General features: G+C 51.2%; 14 protein-coding genes. All 14 read left to right on the top strand.

Annotation, left to right across the window (positions count from 1 at the left end; translation table 11 throughout):
- Positions 1 to 54 precede the first annotated feature (54 nt).
- The 14 genes from MHH82_RS16130 (at position 55) to MHH82_RS16065 (ending at position 19,870) form a co-directional block, all read left to right on the top strand.
- Complete coding sequence (locus MHH82_RS16130) at positions 55 to 2,469, top strand: beta-galactosidase (protein ID WP_340966764.1); 2,415 nt, start codon at positions 55 to 57, stop codon at positions 2,467 to 2,469.
- A 17-nt stretch (positions 2,470 to 2,486) separates the two neighbouring features.
- A complete protein-coding gene (bglX, locus tag MHH82_RS16125) occupies positions 2,487 to 4,688 on the top strand; it encodes a beta-glucosidase BglX (RefSeq protein WP_340970000.1) in 2,202 nt (733 codons plus the stop codon).
- Positions 4,689 to 4,976: 288 nt separating this feature from the next.
- Positions 4,977 to 5,336: a DUF3221 domain-containing protein gene (locus MHH82_RS16120; RefSeq protein ID WP_340966762.1), complete on the top strand. Its 360-nt coding sequence runs from the start codon at positions 4,977 to 4,979 to the stop codon at positions 5,334 to 5,336.
- A gap of 268 nt (positions 5,337 to 5,604) precedes the next feature.
- Positions 5,605 to 6,219, top strand: coding sequence for a DUF1349 domain-containing protein (locus tag MHH82_RS16115; protein ID WP_340966761.1), 615 nt, complete (start codon positions 5,605 to 5,607; stop codon positions 6,217 to 6,219).
- A 540-nt stretch (positions 6,220 to 6,759) separates the two neighbouring features.
- Positions 6,760 to 7,596, top strand: a complete 837-nt coding sequence (locus tag MHH82_RS16110; protein ID WP_340966760.1) for a helix-turn-helix transcriptional regulator — start codon at positions 6,760 to 6,762, stop codon at positions 7,594 to 7,596.
- Positions 7,597 to 7,854: 258 nt separating this feature from the next.
- Positions 7,855 to 9,006, top strand: a complete 1,152-nt coding sequence (locus MHH82_RS16105; protein ID WP_340966759.1) for a Gfo/Idh/MocA family protein — start codon at positions 7,855 to 7,857, stop codon at positions 9,004 to 9,006.
- A 199-nt stretch (positions 9,007 to 9,205) separates the two neighbouring features.
- On the top strand, positions 9,206 to 10,375 hold the full coding sequence (locus tag MHH82_RS16100; protein WP_340966757.1) for a dihydrodipicolinate synthase family protein: 1,170 nt from the start codon (positions 9,206 to 9,208) through the stop codon (positions 10,373 to 10,375).
- A 38-nt stretch (positions 10,376 to 10,413) separates the two neighbouring features.
- On the top strand, positions 10,414 to 11,235 hold the full coding sequence (locus tag MHH82_RS16095) for a sugar phosphate isomerase/epimerase family protein (protein ID WP_340966755.1): 822 nt from the start codon (positions 10,414 to 10,416) through the stop codon (positions 11,233 to 11,235).
- A gap of 75 nt (positions 11,236 to 11,310) precedes the next feature.
- The gene (locus MHH82_RS16090) at positions 11,311 to 12,552 is read left to right on the top strand and encodes a Gfo/Idh/MocA family protein (RefSeq protein WP_251495866.1); all 1,242 of its coding nucleotides are present in this window, start codon (positions 11,311 to 11,313) and stop codon (positions 12,550 to 12,552) included.
- A gap of 390 nt (positions 12,553 to 12,942) precedes the next feature.
- Entirely contained in the window at positions 12,943 to 13,893 is a 951-nt protein-coding gene (locus MHH82_RS16085; protein ID WP_340966753.1) for an ABC transporter permease, read from the top strand.
- Positions 13,887 to 14,783, top strand: a complete 897-nt coding sequence (locus MHH82_RS16080) for a carbohydrate ABC transporter permease (RefSeq protein WP_340966751.1) — start codon at positions 13,887 to 13,889, stop codon at positions 14,781 to 14,783. Before MHH82_RS16085 ends, MHH82_RS16080 begins: the two co-directional genes overlap by 7 nt.
- A gap of 86 nt (positions 14,784 to 14,869) precedes the next feature.
- Positions 14,870 to 16,471: an extracellular solute-binding protein gene (locus MHH82_RS16075; RefSeq protein WP_340966749.1), complete on the top strand. Its 1,602-nt coding sequence runs from the start codon at positions 14,870 to 14,872 to the stop codon at positions 16,469 to 16,471.
- 106 nt (positions 16,472 to 16,577) lie between these two features.
- Positions 16,578 to 18,020, top strand: coding sequence for a response regulator (locus MHH82_RS16070; protein ID WP_145036471.1), 1,443 nt, complete (start codon positions 16,578 to 16,580; stop codon positions 18,018 to 18,020).
- A 20-nt stretch (positions 18,021 to 18,040) separates the two neighbouring features.
- The gene (locus tag MHH82_RS16065; protein ID WP_340966748.1) at positions 18,041 to 19,870 is read left to right on the top strand and encodes a sensor histidine kinase; all 1,830 of its coding nucleotides are present in this window, start codon (positions 18,041 to 18,043) and stop codon (positions 19,868 to 19,870) included.
- Positions 19,871 to 19,965: the final 95 nt, after the last annotated feature.

Raw genomic sequence — 19,965 nt, 5'->3', positions numbered from 1 at the left:
TCGCCATTATCATCCGCTAGACCAATTCGAATGAAAAAGGCAGGGTTTGAAACGATGATTGAAATCAAAAACAAGCAAATCCTCATCGACGGCAAGCCGCAAATCATCATGTGCGGGGAAATTCACTATTACCGGCTTAAGCCGGAGGATTGGCAGGACCGCATCGACAAGCTGAAGGAAGCGGGCTGCAATGCGGTTGCCAGCTATGTACCGTGGCTCTGTCACGAGCCGGCGGAAGGGGAGTTCGATTTTGACGGGCATACGCACCCGGAGCTGAACCTCATCCGCTTTATCGATCTGTGCAAGGAGAACGATCTATACTTTTTCTTTAGACCGGGCCCGTTCATTATGGCGGAAATGAAAAACGAAGGTTTGCCGTACTGGGTGTATGCCAAGTATCCGGAAATCATTCCGGTCGGCTGGGACGGAAACCCGGCGACGACGAAGACGGTCGACTACCTCGCGCCCGGATTTCTTGAGGCCAGCAAAAACTGGTATCGGGCGGTGATGGCGGTCGTGGCGCCCCGTCTCTACACGAACGGAGGCAATATTATCGCGGTGCAACTGGACAATGAGATCGGCATGCTCTCTTGGGTCAGCAATTGTCCGGACCTTACGGACAACGTGCTGAGCGATTTCGCCGCTTGGCTCAAGCAGCGGTATTCCGCGGAGCAGCTGTCGGCCCGTTATCCGTTCTCCTTGGATGATCCACAAGCACGCAAGACCGGCATTCGTTCTCCGAAGGAAGAGTACGCGCCGGAGCTGACGCACGACTTAGGCTACTATATGCGGAACCGAGCGGCCCGTTATGTTGCTATTCTTCGCTCTTATGCCGAAGAGTTCGGCGTCAAGGACGTTCCGTTCGTTGTTAACATTCACGGGACGGACGGGGGCCGCGGGTTCACGTTCCCGATCGGCATCAGCCAGCTGTATGAATCATATACGCAGGCGCCGGGATATCTATCGGGCTCCGATATTTATTTCGGGGACTTGGACATGGTGACGTTCCAGGATCTTTATATCATCAACGGATTTATGGATGCCGTGCATACGCCGGACCAGCCGCTCACCTCCGTCGAATTCAACTGCGGCGACAGCAACTTCGGCGAGACGTACGGAGGACGCAACGACCCTTCGGCCGCCGATTTTAAAGCCCGGATGTGCATCGCGCAAGGGAATCGGCTTCTCAATTTTTATCTTCTGACCGGCGGCTATAACTATCGGATGGATATGCCGCCTAGCGACGGGAACGACCGGATCGCGTTTACCGGCGAACGTCACGGCTTTGCCGCTCCGATTAGTCCGGAAGGCGAGTACAATTATACGTTTCCGAGAATGGCTCGAACGAATAAGACGATATTGGCTGTCGGAGATAAGCTCGCACGAATGAACGAGGAACGCGACGACGTCAGCTTTGCGTTCATTCCGGATTATTACATGACGGAATACCGTTATCCGGGCAGCGAGCGCGTGAAGGAAATCCTGCAAAATATCGAGGGGAACCGCGCGCACGGCGCTTGGGAGATCATGGGACGTGCTATGCTGCTCGCCGGCTATCGGTTCGGCGCCTCCGATATTCAAAATAAGCCGCTCGATCCTTCGGCCACCCCGGTACTCGCGCTGCCGTCTGCCCGCTATATGCACGTCCATATCCAGCGGAAGCTGGCCGACTACCTGCATGCGGGAGGAAAGCTGCTCGTTTACGGCGAGCTGCCGAGCTTCGATATGGAAGGCAAGCCGTGCACGATTTTGACGGAAGCGTTTGGAGTGAAGCCGCTTGGCCTGCTCCGTGATTCGGGCCATTTCTACCTGTCGATCGTGCCTGAAGGGTGGGCGGCCCCGCGGCCGGAAATGCGCGCATACGTTGCCCAAACGTTCGATGTCGGCGATCAGACGCCGATTATGCGCGTGTACCGCAGCGGTGAAGTGACCGCGTTCGATGCGAAGGCCGGAGCGGGTCGCGCGATTGTATTCGGCAATTCGTACCGTTGTGATATCGATTTATTCCGGACAGCCTTGGAACTTCTCGGCGCGAAAGCGGGGCTGACGCATGATTGCAAATACCACGGCATCTTTATGACTTCAACGGCAACGAACGAAGGGGAACGGTTCGTCCATGTGCTGAATTTGGACGGCTTCGATAAAGAGATCGGCATTCAGGAGAACGGCCAACCGTTGTTCGGCGGACGTAAGCTGCTGCTGCAAAGCAAAGACGGGGTTATGCTGCCGCTCAATGTGACCCTCGGCGAAGTGAAGATTGTGTATTCCACCGCGGAAATTGTCAAAGTAGTGCAGGACCGCCTCGAATTCCGGCTGACCCAGCCTGAAGATATCATCGTGCTCGAGACGGATCGCGAATTGATTCCGAACGAAAGCTTCACGGTCCGTAAGGAAGGCAGCAGAACATGGATCGTGTCGCGCCAGCACGCCAAAGTAAACGACCGCTTAACACTACATTTCGTGTCATAGGAGGGAACTACAACTTGATGCACACCGATTCAACGATTCAAACGAAAGTGGAAGAGCTTCTATCCCAGATGACCCTTGCCGAAAAAATCGGGCAAATGTACCAGACCGACCCGGGAACCGTGCTGCGTTCCTACCATTCAAAAATCGAAGTCTCGACGCCGGTGACCGGTCCCGTATCCGAGCGTACACTCAGCAAGGAACTCATTTCGAATTTGGGCTCGATCTTGAGCGCGACCGATGCCGAAACGGCGTACGAAGTGCAGAAGGTGTTCCTAGAACATAATCGGCTGAAAATCCCGCTGCTCTTCATGTTCGATATTATTCACGGCTTCCGCACGGTGTTTCCGGTACCGCTCGGCCTTGCTTCCAGCTGGGAGCCGAAGCTTGCGGAAGATACCTCCAGGGTTGCTGCAGCGGAAGGCGCCGCCTCGGGCATTAACGTGACCTTCGCGCCGATGGCCGACCTCGTTCGCGATCCGAGATGGGGAAGGGTAATGGAGAGCCCCGGAGAAGATCCGTATTTGAACGGTCTAATGGCCGCAGCGATGGTAAGAGGTTTTCAAGGGGACGATCTGAAGGCGCTCGATACGGTTGCGGCATGCATGAAGCATTTTGCGGCATACGGCGCGGCGGAGGGCGGACGGGATTACAACACCGTCGATATGTCGGAAGCTGCGCTCCGCAATTACTATTTGCCTGCTTACAAGGCGGGGATCGATGCAGGCGCCGAAATGATCATGACGTCCTTTAACGTCTACGACGGGGTGCCGGCTACAACCAACTCCTTCCTGCTGAGAAAAGTGCTCAGAGAGGAGTGGGGCTTTGAGGGCGTGGTCATTTCCGACTACACCTCGCTTTGGGAAACGATCTTCCATATGAGCTCCAAAGACGGCGAAGACGCAGCGAAGCAGGGGCTGGAAGCGGGTCTTGACATCGAGATGATATCGACGGAATACATCAGCCACCTTGAGCAATTGGTTGAAAGGGGCGAGGTAGACGTTGCGCTGATCGATGAGGCGGTCAGACGCATCCTCACGTTGAAATTCAAGCTCGGTCTGTTCGACGATCCGTACCGTTACCTCAACATTGAGCGCGAAAAAAAGGCGCACCTGAAGCCTGAATATCGTCAGCTGGCGAGAGAGGCTGCCCAGAAATCGATGGTGCTGTTAAAGAACGACGGCGTTCTTCCGCTGAAGAAGGACATCAAATCGGTGGCCGTTATCGGACCATTCGCCGACAACGGCCGGATTTTGGGCCCATGGAGCGGGCTCGGTAAACCGGACGAGGCGGTTACCGTCAAGCAAGGTCTTATCAAGAAATTAGGAAATGCTGTGAAGGTTACGGCTGCAGCCGGGTGCGACTACAGCTCGAATGACGTTTCCGCCTTCGAAGCCGCATTGGAAGCGGCCGCCTCGTCAGAGGTCGTCATTCTTGCCATGGGCGAAGAGGATCATATGAGCGGCGAAGCCGGCAGCCGAGCGTATTTAACGTTGCCGGGCGTTCAGCCGAAGCTGGTCGAGGAAGTGCTGAAGCTCGGCAAGCCTACCGTTCTGGTCCTCTTCAATGGACGTCCACTGGAGCTCAAGTGGTATCACGAGCACGTTCCCGCGATTCTGGAAGCGTGGTTCCCGGGAACGGAGGGAGGAAACGCGGTCGCTGACCTGCTGTTCGGGGACGCGAATCCTTCGGCGAAGCTGACGATGAGCTTTCCGTATACCGTCGGGCAAGTGCCGGTGTACTACAACTGCTTGAATACCGGCAGACCGAAAGGGCATGAGGATAACGACTTCCGTTTCCTCTCCAAATATCTCGACATTCCGAATGCGCCGTTCTATCCGTTCGGTTACGGATTGAGCTACACCGAATATACATATTCGGACGCCGCGCTGATCGGCGATACGTTAACGCCGGGCGGCTGCGTGAAGGCGAAGGTGACGGTGCAGAATACCGGGAACTACGCCGGCGAAGAAATCGTACAAATGTACGTTCGCGATCTATGGGGCAGCACGTCGAGACCGCTGCTTGAGCTGAAGGGCTTTAAGAAAATCCATCTGGCCTCGGGGGAGAAAGCGACGGTGGAGTTTGAAATTGAGCCGGAAATGCTCTCGTATTTCACCGCCAAGAAGAAGTACGAGGTGGAAGCGGGCGATTTCAAGGTATTCGTCGGCAAGAACGCGAGAGATTTGATCGAGTGCGGCACATTTGCCTATAGCGTATAAACTGAAACCGGGGCTGTTCCATAAGTCATCCACATGGCTATGGGGCAGCCTCTGTTGCCGGAGGACAAGAACATATTCCGATTGAAAGTCGCTATTTGCGGCTTTTTTTGTTTTTATCGGTACAAGTTCTTGTCCCGAGCCCTGGACAAGAACTTGTACCGATTACCGATTAGATAAATATATAACTATGTTTCCATGCTATTTTATTAAGTTACGGGAAGTTTAACAAAACAAATTTATTCCAGGTTCGTCTAAAAAGTAGGTTGGATTTTACGAGGAGGAGTTGAAATGTTGAGAACGTTAGTTTTAGGAGCAGCTTTAGTACTTGCGATATGTATGATTAGTGGTTGCAGTGCCTCGCCCGAAGCCAAAAAGGGGGATTATATTATTTCGAAAGAAGGCCAAAGAATCTTAGTAGCGAAGAATATTTCAAAGAAGGATTCTGAAAGTAAGACCTTCGCTGAACTCAAAAAGAGTAACATCGAATTAATCAATTATATTGTTGAGGATTCACAACTCTATAATGAGCTTTTGATAGGCGAAAAAGTTCATGTAACCCCCAAAACGAATGACAAAGGTGAATATGTTGTAATGAAATCCGATCCCCCGCAAATTAAAGCTGGTCAGATAGAAAGACTTAAAGATTGATGAGATTATTGTAACGACTAAACAATATTTTATTACTGATCTGTCGATAGATCGTCAGTCCAGGCCTTTGAGCCGTTTATTTATGACGGTATCAAGATGGATATGGTACGAGGCAGGCGTGTCGCATCCGGAAATGCCAGTGCCAAAAATGTAAATTTGCATGGCTCTTTATTGTAATATAATTACATAACAATAATTGGGTACCATGTAAGCTGAATGCTCCAATAGACTGTTGTTATGAATGAACATAATTTTTAGGAGGTTATTTATGTCCAGGCAAAATAGAACCCTAATGGATTGGAATGAGGGTGTATGGCTCAACGCCCCTCAGTTTTCTACCATAGAAGATGGGATGCTGAAGATTGTGCCGGAGAAAGGCAGAGACTTCTGGAAAAAGACTTTGTACGGTTTTGAATTTGAAGATGGACCGGCATTGTTGGCAAAATGGGATCGCAATACGGGAGTTGAGGTTTCCTTCCGGCTCAACTCCTTTGTCGAATTATACGATCAAGCGGGTCTGTTATTATATCATGGCCAGGAACAATGGATTAAAGCCGGCATTGAAATGAATGACGGGACTCCTCAACTTGCCGTTGTAGTTACAGACGGATATTCAGATTGGTCGCTTACGGCTGTACCGGAATGGGAGGGAGAGGAAGTTACCTTGCGGGCATCGATCATTAAAGATGCTGCGGTTATTCGGGCACGGAGCGGTAAGCATGCTTGGAGGACCATTAGGGTCGCAAGATTTCCATACCCTTCGAATAATCAAGCCGGTCCTTTTGCCTGCTCGCCACAGCGCGAGGGCTTTGAGGCTACGTTTACCCGTTGGGAGGTAACTGCCCCTGACGAAGATCTTCATATTGATCCACCACTACTATAATCTAAACTATATACGCAGAATGGAGTTTGAAAAACGAGATTAGGCGCAGACGATTATATCACCAAGCCCTTCAGCCCCCTCAAAGTTGACGCGCGTCAATACCGTTCTGTGTCGAAAGTCCAACGGAAAATTGCAAAATCCTTTATCGATGGGTGTTACTTCTTAAGTAAACGAGGAAAGGGGGCTTCATCCTGATAGGATGAAGCCCCCTTGTACCAGCAACCTTTTTTATAGAAACTACGGCATGGTCAAATGGGGCAGGCCTAGAGAGACCTTTTTCAGCGAGACATTAGTATCTACTTTGACATACCGGTCGAAGAAAGCGGATGAGCTCATTAATGGAGCGGTGCATCTGACGAGGGGCAGCACGGTCCGGGAATATCGGACCCTATGAGAGAGACGGTTTGAACGGATGCGCCCCGTTTAGACTCAGACGCATCCTTGGATGTGCTACACTGATTTTGTCAAAGGTTGTATAGAAACCGCCGATCGCGCTAAAATGGCTTTAAATGTAACGCTCAAAAAAACGGGGGCTTCGCCGTGACGTTGAAATGGATCGACTTGTCCAGGAATGCGATAGACTTATACGAGCAGAAACATAGGGGCGGGCATCTCGTGTCCGAGCACTATCACCAGACGTACCAGCTGCTATTTGTGCTGGAAGGGGAAGGTACGATCAGGCTAGGGGGTGAAGTACGGAAGCTTGCGGTCGACGATACGGCGCTGATCGTTCCATATTCCGTCCACTCCGTCATGTCGGACTTCAGGCTGACCTTGTTAGTGTTGGCGTTTGACGAGGCAGTCCTCGATCCGGATATGAGGGCGCAGCTGCTCCACGCCTACTTTCCGGCCTCCTGCCTGATGAAGCCGGGATTGTTTGCTGCGAGCGAACTGCGCCAGCTGCTGAGGAAAGTGCTGTTCGAGCAGTCCAGGGAGCTGTCGCCGCTCGTCCGGCTTTCGCTCAAAGTCCAGCTGTCCCAGCTGCTGCTCTTGCTGGTTCGATCGGCCGAAACGGAGGCCGCCGGAGCGGGCTCCAGCTCCAACAAGCTGCGTGCCGAGAAAATTCGCAGCTATATCGATTCGAAGTATTTTGATCCGCTGACCGCGGGGGACATCGCTTCCAAGCTGGACATCAGCACGCGGCACGTGAACAACATTTTCAAGGAACGGTACAACATGACACCGATGCAATATTTGACCGAGGTACGCATCCGCGTCGCCCAGAAGTTGCTGGTGGAAACGGGTAAGGACATTATTTCGATCTGCTTCGAGGTCGGCTACGATTCCGTTTCTACGTTTTACCGGTCGTTCAAAGCTGTCGCCAAGCTGTCGCCAAAGGCGTACCGGGAGCTGAACACGCCCGCGCAAGCTGAGTAGGCAGGGATCCTTCCGTCAAATGGACAAGCGAGAGCACAATGTGCGATCAAACGCACAAGATAACGAGCAAAGGACGTCCGTCCAATTGATCGAAACATATTTTCCCTTCATCCCCCATCGGATAAGCGCCGGCGGGGGTTTTGTTTTTCGCTCGAATAACTCGCTTCCAAAATTAAGAATCGTGTTCCCGTAATCGTAAGAAAAGCGGTTTCGCATCGACTACAATACGGTTATACGAAGCGAAGGGAGCGATGAACGATGGCAGTTCGCAACATCGGCATTATTATGAACGGCGTTACCGGACGGATGGGAACCAACCAGCATTTGGTCCGTTCAATTCTTGCGATTCGAAAGCAAGGGGGCGTCGCGCTACCGGACGGAGACGTCATCATGCCCGACCCGATTCTGGTCGGACGACAGGAGAGCAAGCTGCAGGCGTTGGCCGCTGCCCACGGCGTCGAACGTTGGAGTACCGATCTTGAAGCATGCCTCGCCGATCCGTATTATGAAATTTATTTCGACAGCCAGACGACGGTGCGCCGCGCCGAAAGCATCAAGCAGGCGATCGCCGCGGGAAAGCATATTTATTGCGAGAAGCCGACGGCCGTCGATTTGGAAGGGGCTCTTGAACTGGCCCGTTTCGCCGCTGAGGCCGGGGTGAGAAACGGCGTCGTGCAAGACAAGCTGTTTTTACCAGGATTGCTCAAGCTGAAACGCTTAAACGACTCTGGCTTCTTCGGGCGTATCCTGTCCGTGCGAATGGAGTTCGGCTATTGGGTATTCGAGGGCGACTGGCAGCAGGGTCAGCGGCCATCGTGGAACTACCGCAAGGAAGACGGCGGCGGTATTATCGTCGACATGTTTGCACACTGGCGCTATGTTCTCGAGAATTTGTTCGGGGAAGTGAAGGCTGTCTCCTGTCTTGCCGCTACACATATTCCGAAACGTCTGGATGAGCAGGGCGTTCCGTACGAATGCACGGCGGACGATGCGGCATACGCCATATTTGAGCTGGAAGGCGGCATTATCGTGCAGGCCAACTCGTCCTGGGCGGTGCGCGTAGACCGCGACGATCTGCTCACGGTGACGGTCGACGGCACCGAAGGCAGTGCCGTGGCGGGTTTGCGGGGCTGCAAGACGCAGCATCGGGTCAATACGCCGAAGCCGGTATGGAATCCGGACATTCCGAACCCGTTCCAGTTCCGTGACCAATGGGTGGAGGTGCCGGACAACGCGTCGTACGACAACGCGTTCAAGGTGCAATGGGAACTCTTCTTGAAGCATGTCGTCATCGGCACGCCGTTTCCGTGGGATTTGCTTGAAGGCGCGAAGGGCACCCAGCTTGCCGATCTCAGCTTGCAGTCGTGGCAGGAACGCCGCTGGATCGACGTGCCGAAGCTGAGCCTGTAAAAATAAATACTAAAAAAATCGGCTTTTCAGCACCGAGAAGGTTGGATGAAGCTAGGGACTGAGCAACGCAGCGTAGGTGAGCCTACGTGAGTAGCGGAAGGCCCGGCTGAATTCAAGATTCGACGTCGAGTAAGCTTCATAGCTATACTTCGTGATCAAAAGCCGATTTTTTAATTACCTCTTAAGGAGGGGAATACAGATGGCCAAATCGCTGCTCCTCCCCCGTGCAGGGGGAGCGTTGTATGAATATACTGCGGGCAAAGCAGGCTCGTTCTCCGTGCCGGCCAAGCCGTTTACGGGCCGCATCGCCTTCTCGGCCGCCCATGTCGTCTGTGATCCGTTTGCGGACGCAGATCCGCTGCATCAATCGCAGATTGATTGGAACTCGACGCTCGCCTACCGGCACCATTTGTGGTCGCTCGGTCTGGCCGTGGCGGAAGCGATGGATACCGCGCAGCGCGGCATGGGCCTCGACTGGAACCGCTCGAAGGAGCTTATCCGCGCTTCGATCGCGGAAGCGCGCTCGGTCGGCGGCAAAATCGCCTGCGGCGCGGGAACCGACCATCTGTTTCCGGGACCGTCGGTCACGATCGCCGACGTGGAAGCCGCCTATGAAGAGCAAGTCGGCTTCATCGAAGGCGAGGGCGGTCAGGTCATTCTGATGGCGAGCCGCGCGCTTGCCGCCTGCGCGAAAGGGCCTGAGGATTACGAGCGGGTGTATGGGCGCATTTTGGGGCAGGTGAAACAGCCGGTCATTCTGCATTGGCTTGGCGACATGTTCGATCCCGCTCTGGCCGGCTATTGGGGGTGCAAGGACGATCTGGACGAGGCGATGGACGTTTGTTTGCGCGTCATTCGGGCAAACGCGGACAAGGTCGACGGGATTAAAATCTCGCTGCTCGATGCCGGTAAAGAAATCAAGATGCGCCGGCTGCTGCCGGAAGGCGTCAAGATGTACACCGGGGACGACTTCAACTACCCGGAACTGATCAAGGGTGATGAGCAGGGCTACAGCCATGCGCTGCTCGGTATATTCGACGCGATCGCGCCGGCCGCTGCCCAGGCGCTTCATGCACTAGACGCAGGCGATCTGGTCAGTTATGAGGCGATTATGGAGCCTACCGTTGCCTTGTCGCGTCATATTTTCCAGAAGCCGACGTACGCCTACAAGACGGGAATTGTGTTCATGGCCTACTTGAACGGCCACCAACCGCATTTCCGCATGATCGGGGGAGCGGAGGGATCACGCTCGATCGTCCATTTGGCCGAGCTGTTCGTGCTTGCCGACCGGGCCGGGCTATTGGCCGATCCGGAGCTTGCCGCCGAACTTATGAAGCCTGTCTTGGCGCTGGCGGGTATTCGGCCGTAATCATTTATAGAGATGTTTGAAATCCGGGAGGGATCAGTATGGAACCGCTCTGTTCCATAGACAGACTCAGCTTGAACCAGATTACGACCGATCGGCTGAATATGCGTGAGGCCGTGGAAGCATGCGTCCGCGCCGAAGTGCCTTGGATCGCGCTGTGGCGGCATAAAGTGGCCGAGACCGGCCTGGCCGAGAGCAAGCGGCTTGTGCGGGACGCGGGCCTGCGCGTCTCCAGCCTGTGCCGTGGGGGTTATTTTCCGGCGGCCACCGCGCCTGCGCGCAAAGAGCGGATGGACGACAATCGCCGCGCTGTCGAGGAAGCGGCCGAGCTTGGCACCGATGTGCTCGTGCTCGTTTGCGGACCGGCGCCAGACCGGGATATCGATTTCGCCCGCAAGACGGTCGAAGAAGCGATCGCGGAACTTGTGCCGTTCGCCCGCTCGCACGGAGTCAAGCTCGGCATCGAGCCTTTGCACCCGATGTACGCCGCTGAACGCTCCGTCATCAATACGCTGGCGCAAGCCAACACGCTCGCGGAGCAGCACGACCCGCAAGACGTCGGCGTCGTCGTCGATGCGTTCCACGTCTGGTGGGACCCCGAGCTGTACGCGCAAATTGAGCGGGCCAGGGGGCGTATACTCGGCTTCCACGTCTCCGATTGGATCGTGCCGGTACCCGACCTGCTGATGGGCAGAGGGATGATGGGGGACGGCGTTATCGAGTTGCGCCGGATGCGTCATGCCGTTGAAGCGGCCGGTTACGTGGGGGCGATCGAGGTGGAAATCTTCAACCGGCAGGTATGGGATATGCCGGGAGACGAGGCGCTCACGCTCATCAAGGAACGTTATTTGCAGCATGTATGAATTATAAATTTGCAGCTTGGCGGGCCGGGAGAATCGTTCCCGGCACGTCAAGGCATAGCTTTGGAGGGAAGGAATGTGAAGATTTGTCGCACCGCGCTGATCGGGATCGGGGGATTCGGCGCTGAGCATGTGAATATCATGCAGAAGCTGGTCGAAGAGGGCAGCCTGCAGGTTGCTGCTTTTGCGGAGCCGAATGTCGGCGCTCATCAGGAGTCTTACGGCAAGCTGACCGCGCTTGGGGCCGTCCATTATATAGACTACGTGCAGATGCTCACGCTGCATCCGGATATCGATTTCGTCGTCATCGTCACGCCGATCTCCTCCCACAAGCCGATGTGCATCCAGGTGATGCGGATGGGCTTTCACGTGCTGGTGGAGAAGCCCCCGGCGGTAACGATTCAGGACTTGGACGAGATGATCGCGGTGCAGATGGAGACCGGGCGCTTGTGCCAGGTGAACTTCCAGAATACGTCGGGCCGGGCGTTCCGAACGCTGCTGGAAAGGATCGGCTCCGGTGTGCTCGGGCAGGTGGAGCATGTGGTCGGCATTGGCATGTGGAAACGGTTTCGCTCTTACTACGATCGGACCCGCTGGGCCGGCAAACTGGTCAGCGACGGCCAGTATGTGCTGGACGGGACGTTCAACAATCCGTTCGCCCACTTGCTGTACCATAGCTTGCTGGCGGCCGGAGGAGGCGCCGCAGACTTGTACCCGGAATCGGTGCAGGCCGAGCTTTACCACGTCAATGACATCGAGGGGGACGATGTCTCCTGTATTCGCGCCGTTATGGCTAACGGTGTGAGCGTTCATATTTACGCCATGCTTTGTCACGAAGTAAGTGAAGTGCCTTCGATTGCCGTTTACGGAACGCGAGGGGAAGCGCATTGGAATTACCAGAACAAGCTGACAATTCGCGCACAGGACGCCGAAGAGGATTTGGCGTTTGGTCCGACCGATTTGATGTGCAGCATGTATCTGAACCTGATGGAAGCGATTGAAACCCCAGGGAAACCACTCTTCTCGCCGCTCAAGGCAAGCCGAAGCTTCGTGCTGGTATCCAACGGCGCCTATGAGTCGGCTCGTGCCGTTCGTGCCATTTCCGGCCGATTCGTGACCGAGCGGGAGGATGGAGATTCCACGGTGCGCTTGCTGCCCAGCTTGTCCGAGAAGATGAGAGACGCGGCAGCGAAGCGGCAACTGTACAGTGAATATCGGCTTCCTTGGGCGACGCCGACCCGGCCGTTCCGGATGGAGGGCTACAGCCGATTCGAGCTGCCTGCCACTATGTGCACAAATAACGGTAGACCGACCAATTAGAGGCTCTACTTTTTACAATGTCGAGGTTTAATCTAAAGATAAACCATAAATCAATAGTTTCCCGAGGCAACTCCACTTTTCACTGTTTTTTGGATTCCAAAACAGTTAAAGATGGGGTTTCTTGTTGCGAGGGGAAGCCGACAATGTTCATGTATTAAAAATTCATTTTATGTATTTTTGGAGGCATGATACCTATTTAAATGAATCAGGACTAAATGGTCCCTGGTTCTTTATTTTTTTACCTGACTGATTCCTCACTCTACAGTTTACATACAACTACCTTTTTAAGTTATTACCAAATTGATTTAAGGGAGTACATTTTTTTATTTAATCCTGTAGGTAAAATGATAAACATGAGAGCTCCTTATTACAGTCGGAGGGATGGGAAAAATGAAAGCGGTTTTAGACAGCTCCCGAAAGTACGGCGCAACAAAAAGGAAAAATAACTTTCTGTACTACATCAAAAGAGACGGTCTGTTATATTTTCTTTTGCTGCTGCCTATGGCGTATATCCTGATTTTCAAGTATGCACCCATCTATGGCCTTGTGATGGCATTCCAAGATTACAACATTTTTGAAGGAATTAGAGGGAGCGAATGGGTAGGACTGGACGTGTTCCGGTTTATTTTTGAGCAGGACAGCTTCTACCGTGCATTGAAGAATACGCTGGTCCTGAATGTTCTGGACTTGATCGCGGGTTTTCCAGCGCCCATTCTCCTGGCTATTTTGCTCAATGAAGTAAGACAAGCAAAATTCAAGAAAATGACCCAGACCGTGTTGTATCTGCCCCACTTTTTGTCCTGGGTTATTATTGGCGGTATGGTCTATCTGATGTTTTCTAACGGCGGCATGATCAACAATTTCCTGTCGAGCTTTGGTCTTGAAAGAATCGAGTTCCTGTCGCAGAAAACACCTTGGTTGATTACTTATATTGCCGTTGGCGTATGGCAAAATATCGGATGGGGCACCATCATTTATTTGGCGGCCATTACCGGAATCAATAGGGAGTTGTATGAGGCCTCCGATATTGATGGCTGCAGCAGGCTTCGCAAAATGTGGCATATTACACTGCCTGGCATTAAATCAACCATCAATATTTTGCTGATTCTCCAAATAGGCAGAATGGTTACTATCGGATTTGACCGTCCCTTTGTGATGGGAAATTCACTGGTTAGCGATTACTCTGATGTTATCAGTACTTTCGTGTATAGAGTTGGTATTAGTTCGGGTGATTTCTCCCAGGCAACGGCGGTAGGATTGTTCCAATCCGTGGTCGGCCTGATCCTGCTGTTATCTGCAAACTTTGTTGCGAAAAAATTAGGCGAGGATGGGATATGGTGAGGGTGGCGAGCAATAGGGGCAAGATGAAAAAAATGACTGTAGCGGATATTGCCATCATTGTATTTATCGTGGCATTGTCCTTCACGTGTATCATACCGTTCCTGTACATGATTGCGCTTTCTTTCAGTTCCAACGAAGCGATTATTTCTCAAAAGGTAGGACTGTGGCCAGTAGACTTCACAGCAGAAACGTACAAAACCATATTGAGCGATATGGATATGCTATATACGCTTGGATACAGTATTGTGCTTACAATATTCTACACTTTGGTATGCATGTTCCTGACCATATGTGCAGCGTATCCGTTAACGAAGAAGCGGCTGAAGGGAAGAAACTTTATTTTGACGGCGTTGGTCTTCACCATGTATTTCAGCGGCGGTTTAATTCCCTCCTATATTCTGGTTAAAAACCTGGGCATGATGAATTCGGTCTGGAGCCTGGTTTTGCCGGGTGCCATGAGCGTGTTTAATATGATCATCCTGAAAACCTTCTTCAGCAATCTTCCGGAGAGCCTGGAGGAATCGGCAGCCATTGACGGGTGTTCGGATCTGGGCATTCTCATCAAGATTGTGCTTCCCCTTTCGTTGCCATCGATCGCCACATTAAGCCTTTTCTATGCGGTGGACAGATGGAATGGATTCCAGGATGCGCTGTTCTACATTACGAAAAAAGAGCTCTACCCTATGCAGATGAAGCTATACCAGATCATTTCGGCCAATCAGCAGTTGGATAGCCAACAAGGAGGAGAAGGAAGTGTCGGCTCCTATATTGTCCCTGAGTCTTTGAAAGCGGCCAGTGTCATGTTTACAACGATTCCGATTTTGCTGATTTATCCTAAACTGCAGAAGTATTTCGTGGATGGTGTGATGACTGGAGCTATCAAGGGGTGATGGGGAAACAGATTATGATGAAGGGGGGATCCCGGCCTCGCGGATGATTTAAGAGAATCAATCACAAGAACGAAAGGGTGGTTAAAGTGTATAAGGGCATAAAGAAGAAAGCAGCAATTCTATTTAGCACAGTGCTTCTAGTCGTAGGAGTGGCAGGCTGCGGCGGCGCAGGCAATAACAATGGGGAGACGGCATCAAAAGGGTCCAACGCATCGGAAACGGGCTCCGGTTCCCCAGTAACCTTGACAGTGGAAGTGTTTGACAGAGGTATTCAGGGACAACCGGACTTGAACAATAACACGTGGACCAAATATGTCAATGAAAAATTCGGCAAGCCTAATAACGCCATTGTAAAGTTTGTTCCTGTCCCCCGTTCCCAAGAAGTCGATAAGCTGAATGTGTTGATGGCTGCCAACGAAGCTCCTGATATTTCCTTCACCTATGACGGTAATACCGTAACCCGTTTCGCAAAAAGCGGTGGCCTCTATACACTGGATGAATTGTTGGAGAAGCATGGCCAGCAATTAAAGTCTTATCTGGGCGAGAAAGTTCTTTCCTACGGGAAATATGAAGGCAAACAAATCTCGATCCCAGGCAAGCGGACTCTGATCGCTTGGAACGGCATGTTTATCCGCAAGGATTGGCTGGATAAGCTGGGAATGCCTGTTCCAACGAATCGGGATGAATTATATAATACCCTCGTTGCTTTCCGTGAGAAGAACCCGGGTAATGTGGATGGTGTCATTCCGTGGGCAACTGCGGCTTCAGGCATGAACTACACCTTTGGCAACCTGATTCCTTCGTTCTGGGGTCCGATGTCGGAGGAGGAATTCGTTACCACCACCAATTGGCTGAAGCCCGGCACCAAGGATGCGTATAAATGGCTGAACAAACTGTACAATGAAAAGCTGATCAGCCCCGACTTTGCGCTGGATAAAACAACCAAACAAGCGGATGCCGATGTGACCAATGGCAAGGTAGGCTTCTACGCTGCCAACTGGGATTATCCACTTTCACAAAAAATTCGTGTACCACTGAAGCAAAATGCACCTGATGCCAACTATGTTGCTGTAGATACCTTCAAAAACGATGAGGGGAAATACCTGAAAGAGATGTACAATGAAAACGGGATTTTCTCCTTCATCCCGAAAAGCAGCAAGAATGCGGAGCTGGCCATAAAGTATCTGAACTGGATGGCTGATCCGGAGGTGATGTTCTTCCTTCAGTTTGGCGAAGAAGGCGTCAACCATAACCTTGTAAACGGCATCCCGCAAGGGATTGCGCAAACCGGCGAAAATATGCAAACGAGCAATCTGAATATGGATTATACTCTAATTGTAAACGGTGCAGAGCTGGGCGATACCGAAAAGAATGTCCGAACGTACGCAGCAGCGTTAGCAGCCGGAGATCAGAGCTATGAAAAACTGGCTGTCGATTCATACAAGATCAATACGACGGATGGTTATACAGGCTTCTATTACGGCGTCTCGAACGAAGCTAGTATCAAGTACGGCAAAACGTTGGGTGACATGAACAAGCAGATGAGTGACAGGCTGGTCGTTGCCAAGCCGGCAGAGTTCGACGCCTTGTATGACAAGCTGGTGAAAGAATATATGGACGCCGGCGGTCAGGCTGTTCAGGATGAGAATATAAAGAATTATAGAGATATCAAAGCACAGAGCAAGTAATCCATGGCATAAGGATAAACCAGTCTGTGGTTTATCCTTATTTCGTTGCTGTTCCCGAATAATTTTGCTATTATTCGGGGGAATCCATATGTTCAGGAGGATACCCATGTACAAGGTCATGATTGTAGATGATGAGCCGTGGGCAATTAAAGGAATCCGCAACGCCTTCGATTGGGATAAATATGGATTTGAAATTATCGGACAATTTAAAAGCGCTTACACCGCATGGGATGCCATAAAAGCGAATGAACCCGATTTGGTATTTACGGATATCCGTATGCCTGAGATATCCGGACTGGATCTGATGAAGAGGGCCAAAGTAGAAGGGCTGGACATTGAGTTTGTCATCGTAAGCGGATATGCGGAATTTGAATATGCCCAGGAAGCGCTGCGCTATGGCGCGCTGGATTATTTCCTGAAACCCTTGGATATCGATAAGGCTGACCCCTTCATCGCGAAACTGGCCATGCACTTCTCCAGGAGAAGCACAGCACGCAACCAACTCCTTCTGGATGCGCTGACCTCGGTGAATGAGGACGCGATCAAGAGCTTCCTACCGCTTCCCGATGATGCAGCTGTGTACTATTATCAGGTGTTGACCATCTATTTCGAGGGAGAACATAAAAATATGAGGAACCTGCTTTCTTTGGAGGGAAAGCCTGTTCATGTTGTGGAAGTTGAAGCTGGAGCCCGAAAAATGCTAGTTGTCCTGATGACGGAGCATAGGGATTGTCTGGAAGGACATTCGGATAAGCGGGTTCTGAATAAGACGGGCATCCATGTTATGGGCGTCAGCAGCATCTCTAATCAACTAAAGCACATGAGCAAGCTCATTAAAGAAGCTGACCTGTCCGCTTCCCAGGTTTTTCTTGAAGAAGCTGGGGGCGTCGTTCACTACGAGCCGAAGCTTCATCTGGTGAAGCCATGTATCGATGAAATCCACCACATCCTTCAGGGAAATCAATTTGACGATGTTGAAGCGTACATTAAAGGGCTGCAGGCATATTTCAGGGATCATCATCTTGGCATGTCTGAGGTTGTCTACCTGTGGAATCAAGCCGTCGGGATCCTTATCAAAGCATATTCTGAGGAATTGAAGGATATGGAACTGGAATTCCTGAATTATTCCGAGATCAAGGAACGATTTGAACACTTTGAGTCGCTATGCAGCTTTTTACATGAGGTTCTCGACTCAATCAGGATAGGAAACAGCCGCTATTTGCAGGAAGGGGACATTCAGTCCTGCTTCAACAGGATGATCAATTATATCAACCATCATTTTGAGCAGAAATTGTATTTGAAGGATTTATCTGCCCAGTTCTTCATTAACCAGGTGTATTGCTGTCAATTATTCAGAAAAAATCTGGGCAAAACCTTCTCTGAATATGTGTCGGAGTTGAGAATCAAGAAGGCCCGTGAGCTCCTGAAGCGAACGGATCTATCCATTGAAGAAGTGGCCATTAAGGCGGGGTATGTCGATTATTATTATTTCAATAAAGTGTTCAAGAAGCATTGCGGGATGACCCCCGCCAAATTCAGAAAAAGTTGATATGAACGGAGCGGCGGGCCATGAAGATCAGTAAACTGAAATTGAAGCATCAGATATGGCTTATCTTTTTTTTCTCAATCATCATATTTACTGTCATGGAATTTTATTATTATTATAGTTTCTCTAATTTGACCCAGAAGAGAGCCGCCCATTACAGTAACCAGATGATAGAACAAACACGCCGCAAAATTGATTCTGCATTTAGTGATATCAGGGTCAGCACCAGCATTGCGGTCAATAGCAGACGGGTTCAGGAATTTTCTGTAGTGGATGATGATTACAAAAGGGCGTTTAATAGCGGTCCAAATGCATTGGATCTCATGGAATATATGAGATCCTTTAATTCGTATGTGGACGGAATTGTAATTAATGATATACAGGGAAGACGGCTTTACAGTTTGGCATCAGCAAGCGGAGATATTTTTTTTCTCAATCGTTACGATACCTTTATCCAGAAGTATAAGGAAGATTCCTCGCTGCGGGACAAGGGGATGTTCACTTCGATTCTAAAAGACGACAGAACAGGAACGGAACAGTTCTTTTATATAGCGCCGATTGTGGAGGCCATCGGGGGAATCTATTTCTCCCAAATTACGGGTTACTGTACCGTTTTGGTCAATATGGACAAAATGCAGGGGCTTGTAGAAAATACGGAATTAACGCCCAACTCTACCTTGTACATTCTGAATAGCCGGGATGAGGTGATTGCTTCCACCAATTCCAATGCCCGAGGTGCGTTATTCAGGGATGTTCTGTCTATGGATAAGGGCCTCCTGCTTAAAGGGGTCAAAACAACTATCGATGGGGAGGATATTCTTGTCCAGGTTAAGGGTTTGGAGCAGGCAGACGGGTGGCGAGTAGTGAGTATGATTCCAGTGCAAGAGCTTACTGCGGACATGAACCCTATACGGAAAGTCAGCATAATCGTGGGGATTGGGATGATTCTAAGCATGCTTATCATGGGCAGTTTCTTTATGAACAATCTGATGCGTCCGGTGATGGGACTTGTTCTGGATATGAAGAGAGTGGGGAGCCGGGACATGGGCTTCCGCATTAAAGTCCGGTCTACCAATGAAGTAGGCATGCTGGCCTGCGACATTAACCGGGTAATCAATGAAAGGGAAGAGATGGCAAGAGATATGATCAATACCCAGGCCAGATTATATGAATCTGAGCTGAGTCAGAAACAGGCGGAGTTTGCTGCCCTGCAAAGCCAGATCAACCCCCATTTTCTCTATAATACGCTCAATTGCATCAGCAGCATCGGATTGGAATACGGAAGCAGGGAGATCGCGCAAATTGCATCTTGCATGTCCAAAATATTCCGGTACAGTATAAGAAAAGATGATCTTGTACGGATTAGTGAAGAGCTGGACTGTATTCAGGCTTATATGAACATTATCGCCATCCGGTATGAAAATAAATTTATCATCGAGATCGATGTGGACGAGGGACTCCTGGAGATGCAAACCCCCAAGATGATTCTCCAACCCATTGTGGAGAATGCGGTCTATCATGGGCTTGAGCGGATGGATCAAGGGGGCCGGCTTCAAGTTACCGGGAGCATAGATGCGCATGGGGACGTGTGCTTCCAAATCACGGATACCGGGAAGGGAATGGACCCGGAGCAATTGGCTTCCCTTCAGGCTAAGCTGGGCATGGCATCCCCGGAACCTGCACCAGATGGCCAACCTGCTGCAAGCATCGGACTTTCCAATATCCATAACAGGCTTCGGCTATTGTTCGGAGAGGGTTACGGGATCGCCATAGAAAGCCAGCTCGGCCATGGGACGACAGTGACCGTGAGGATTCCAAAGCTGTTAAACAACCGCAAACCTTCGGAAGAGTAAGGTTATGTCGATACGTCGGACACCCTACCTACAATGTAATGTTTTTCTTCAGGACACATCCCTTAATTGGGGATTGTGTCCTTTTTTTCTTCGGA

The organism is Bacillus sp. FSL K6-6540, from assembly GCF_038007545.1.
Note: the sequence above shows the minus strand (reverse complement) of the source record. Positions and strands in the feature narration are given on the sequence as shown.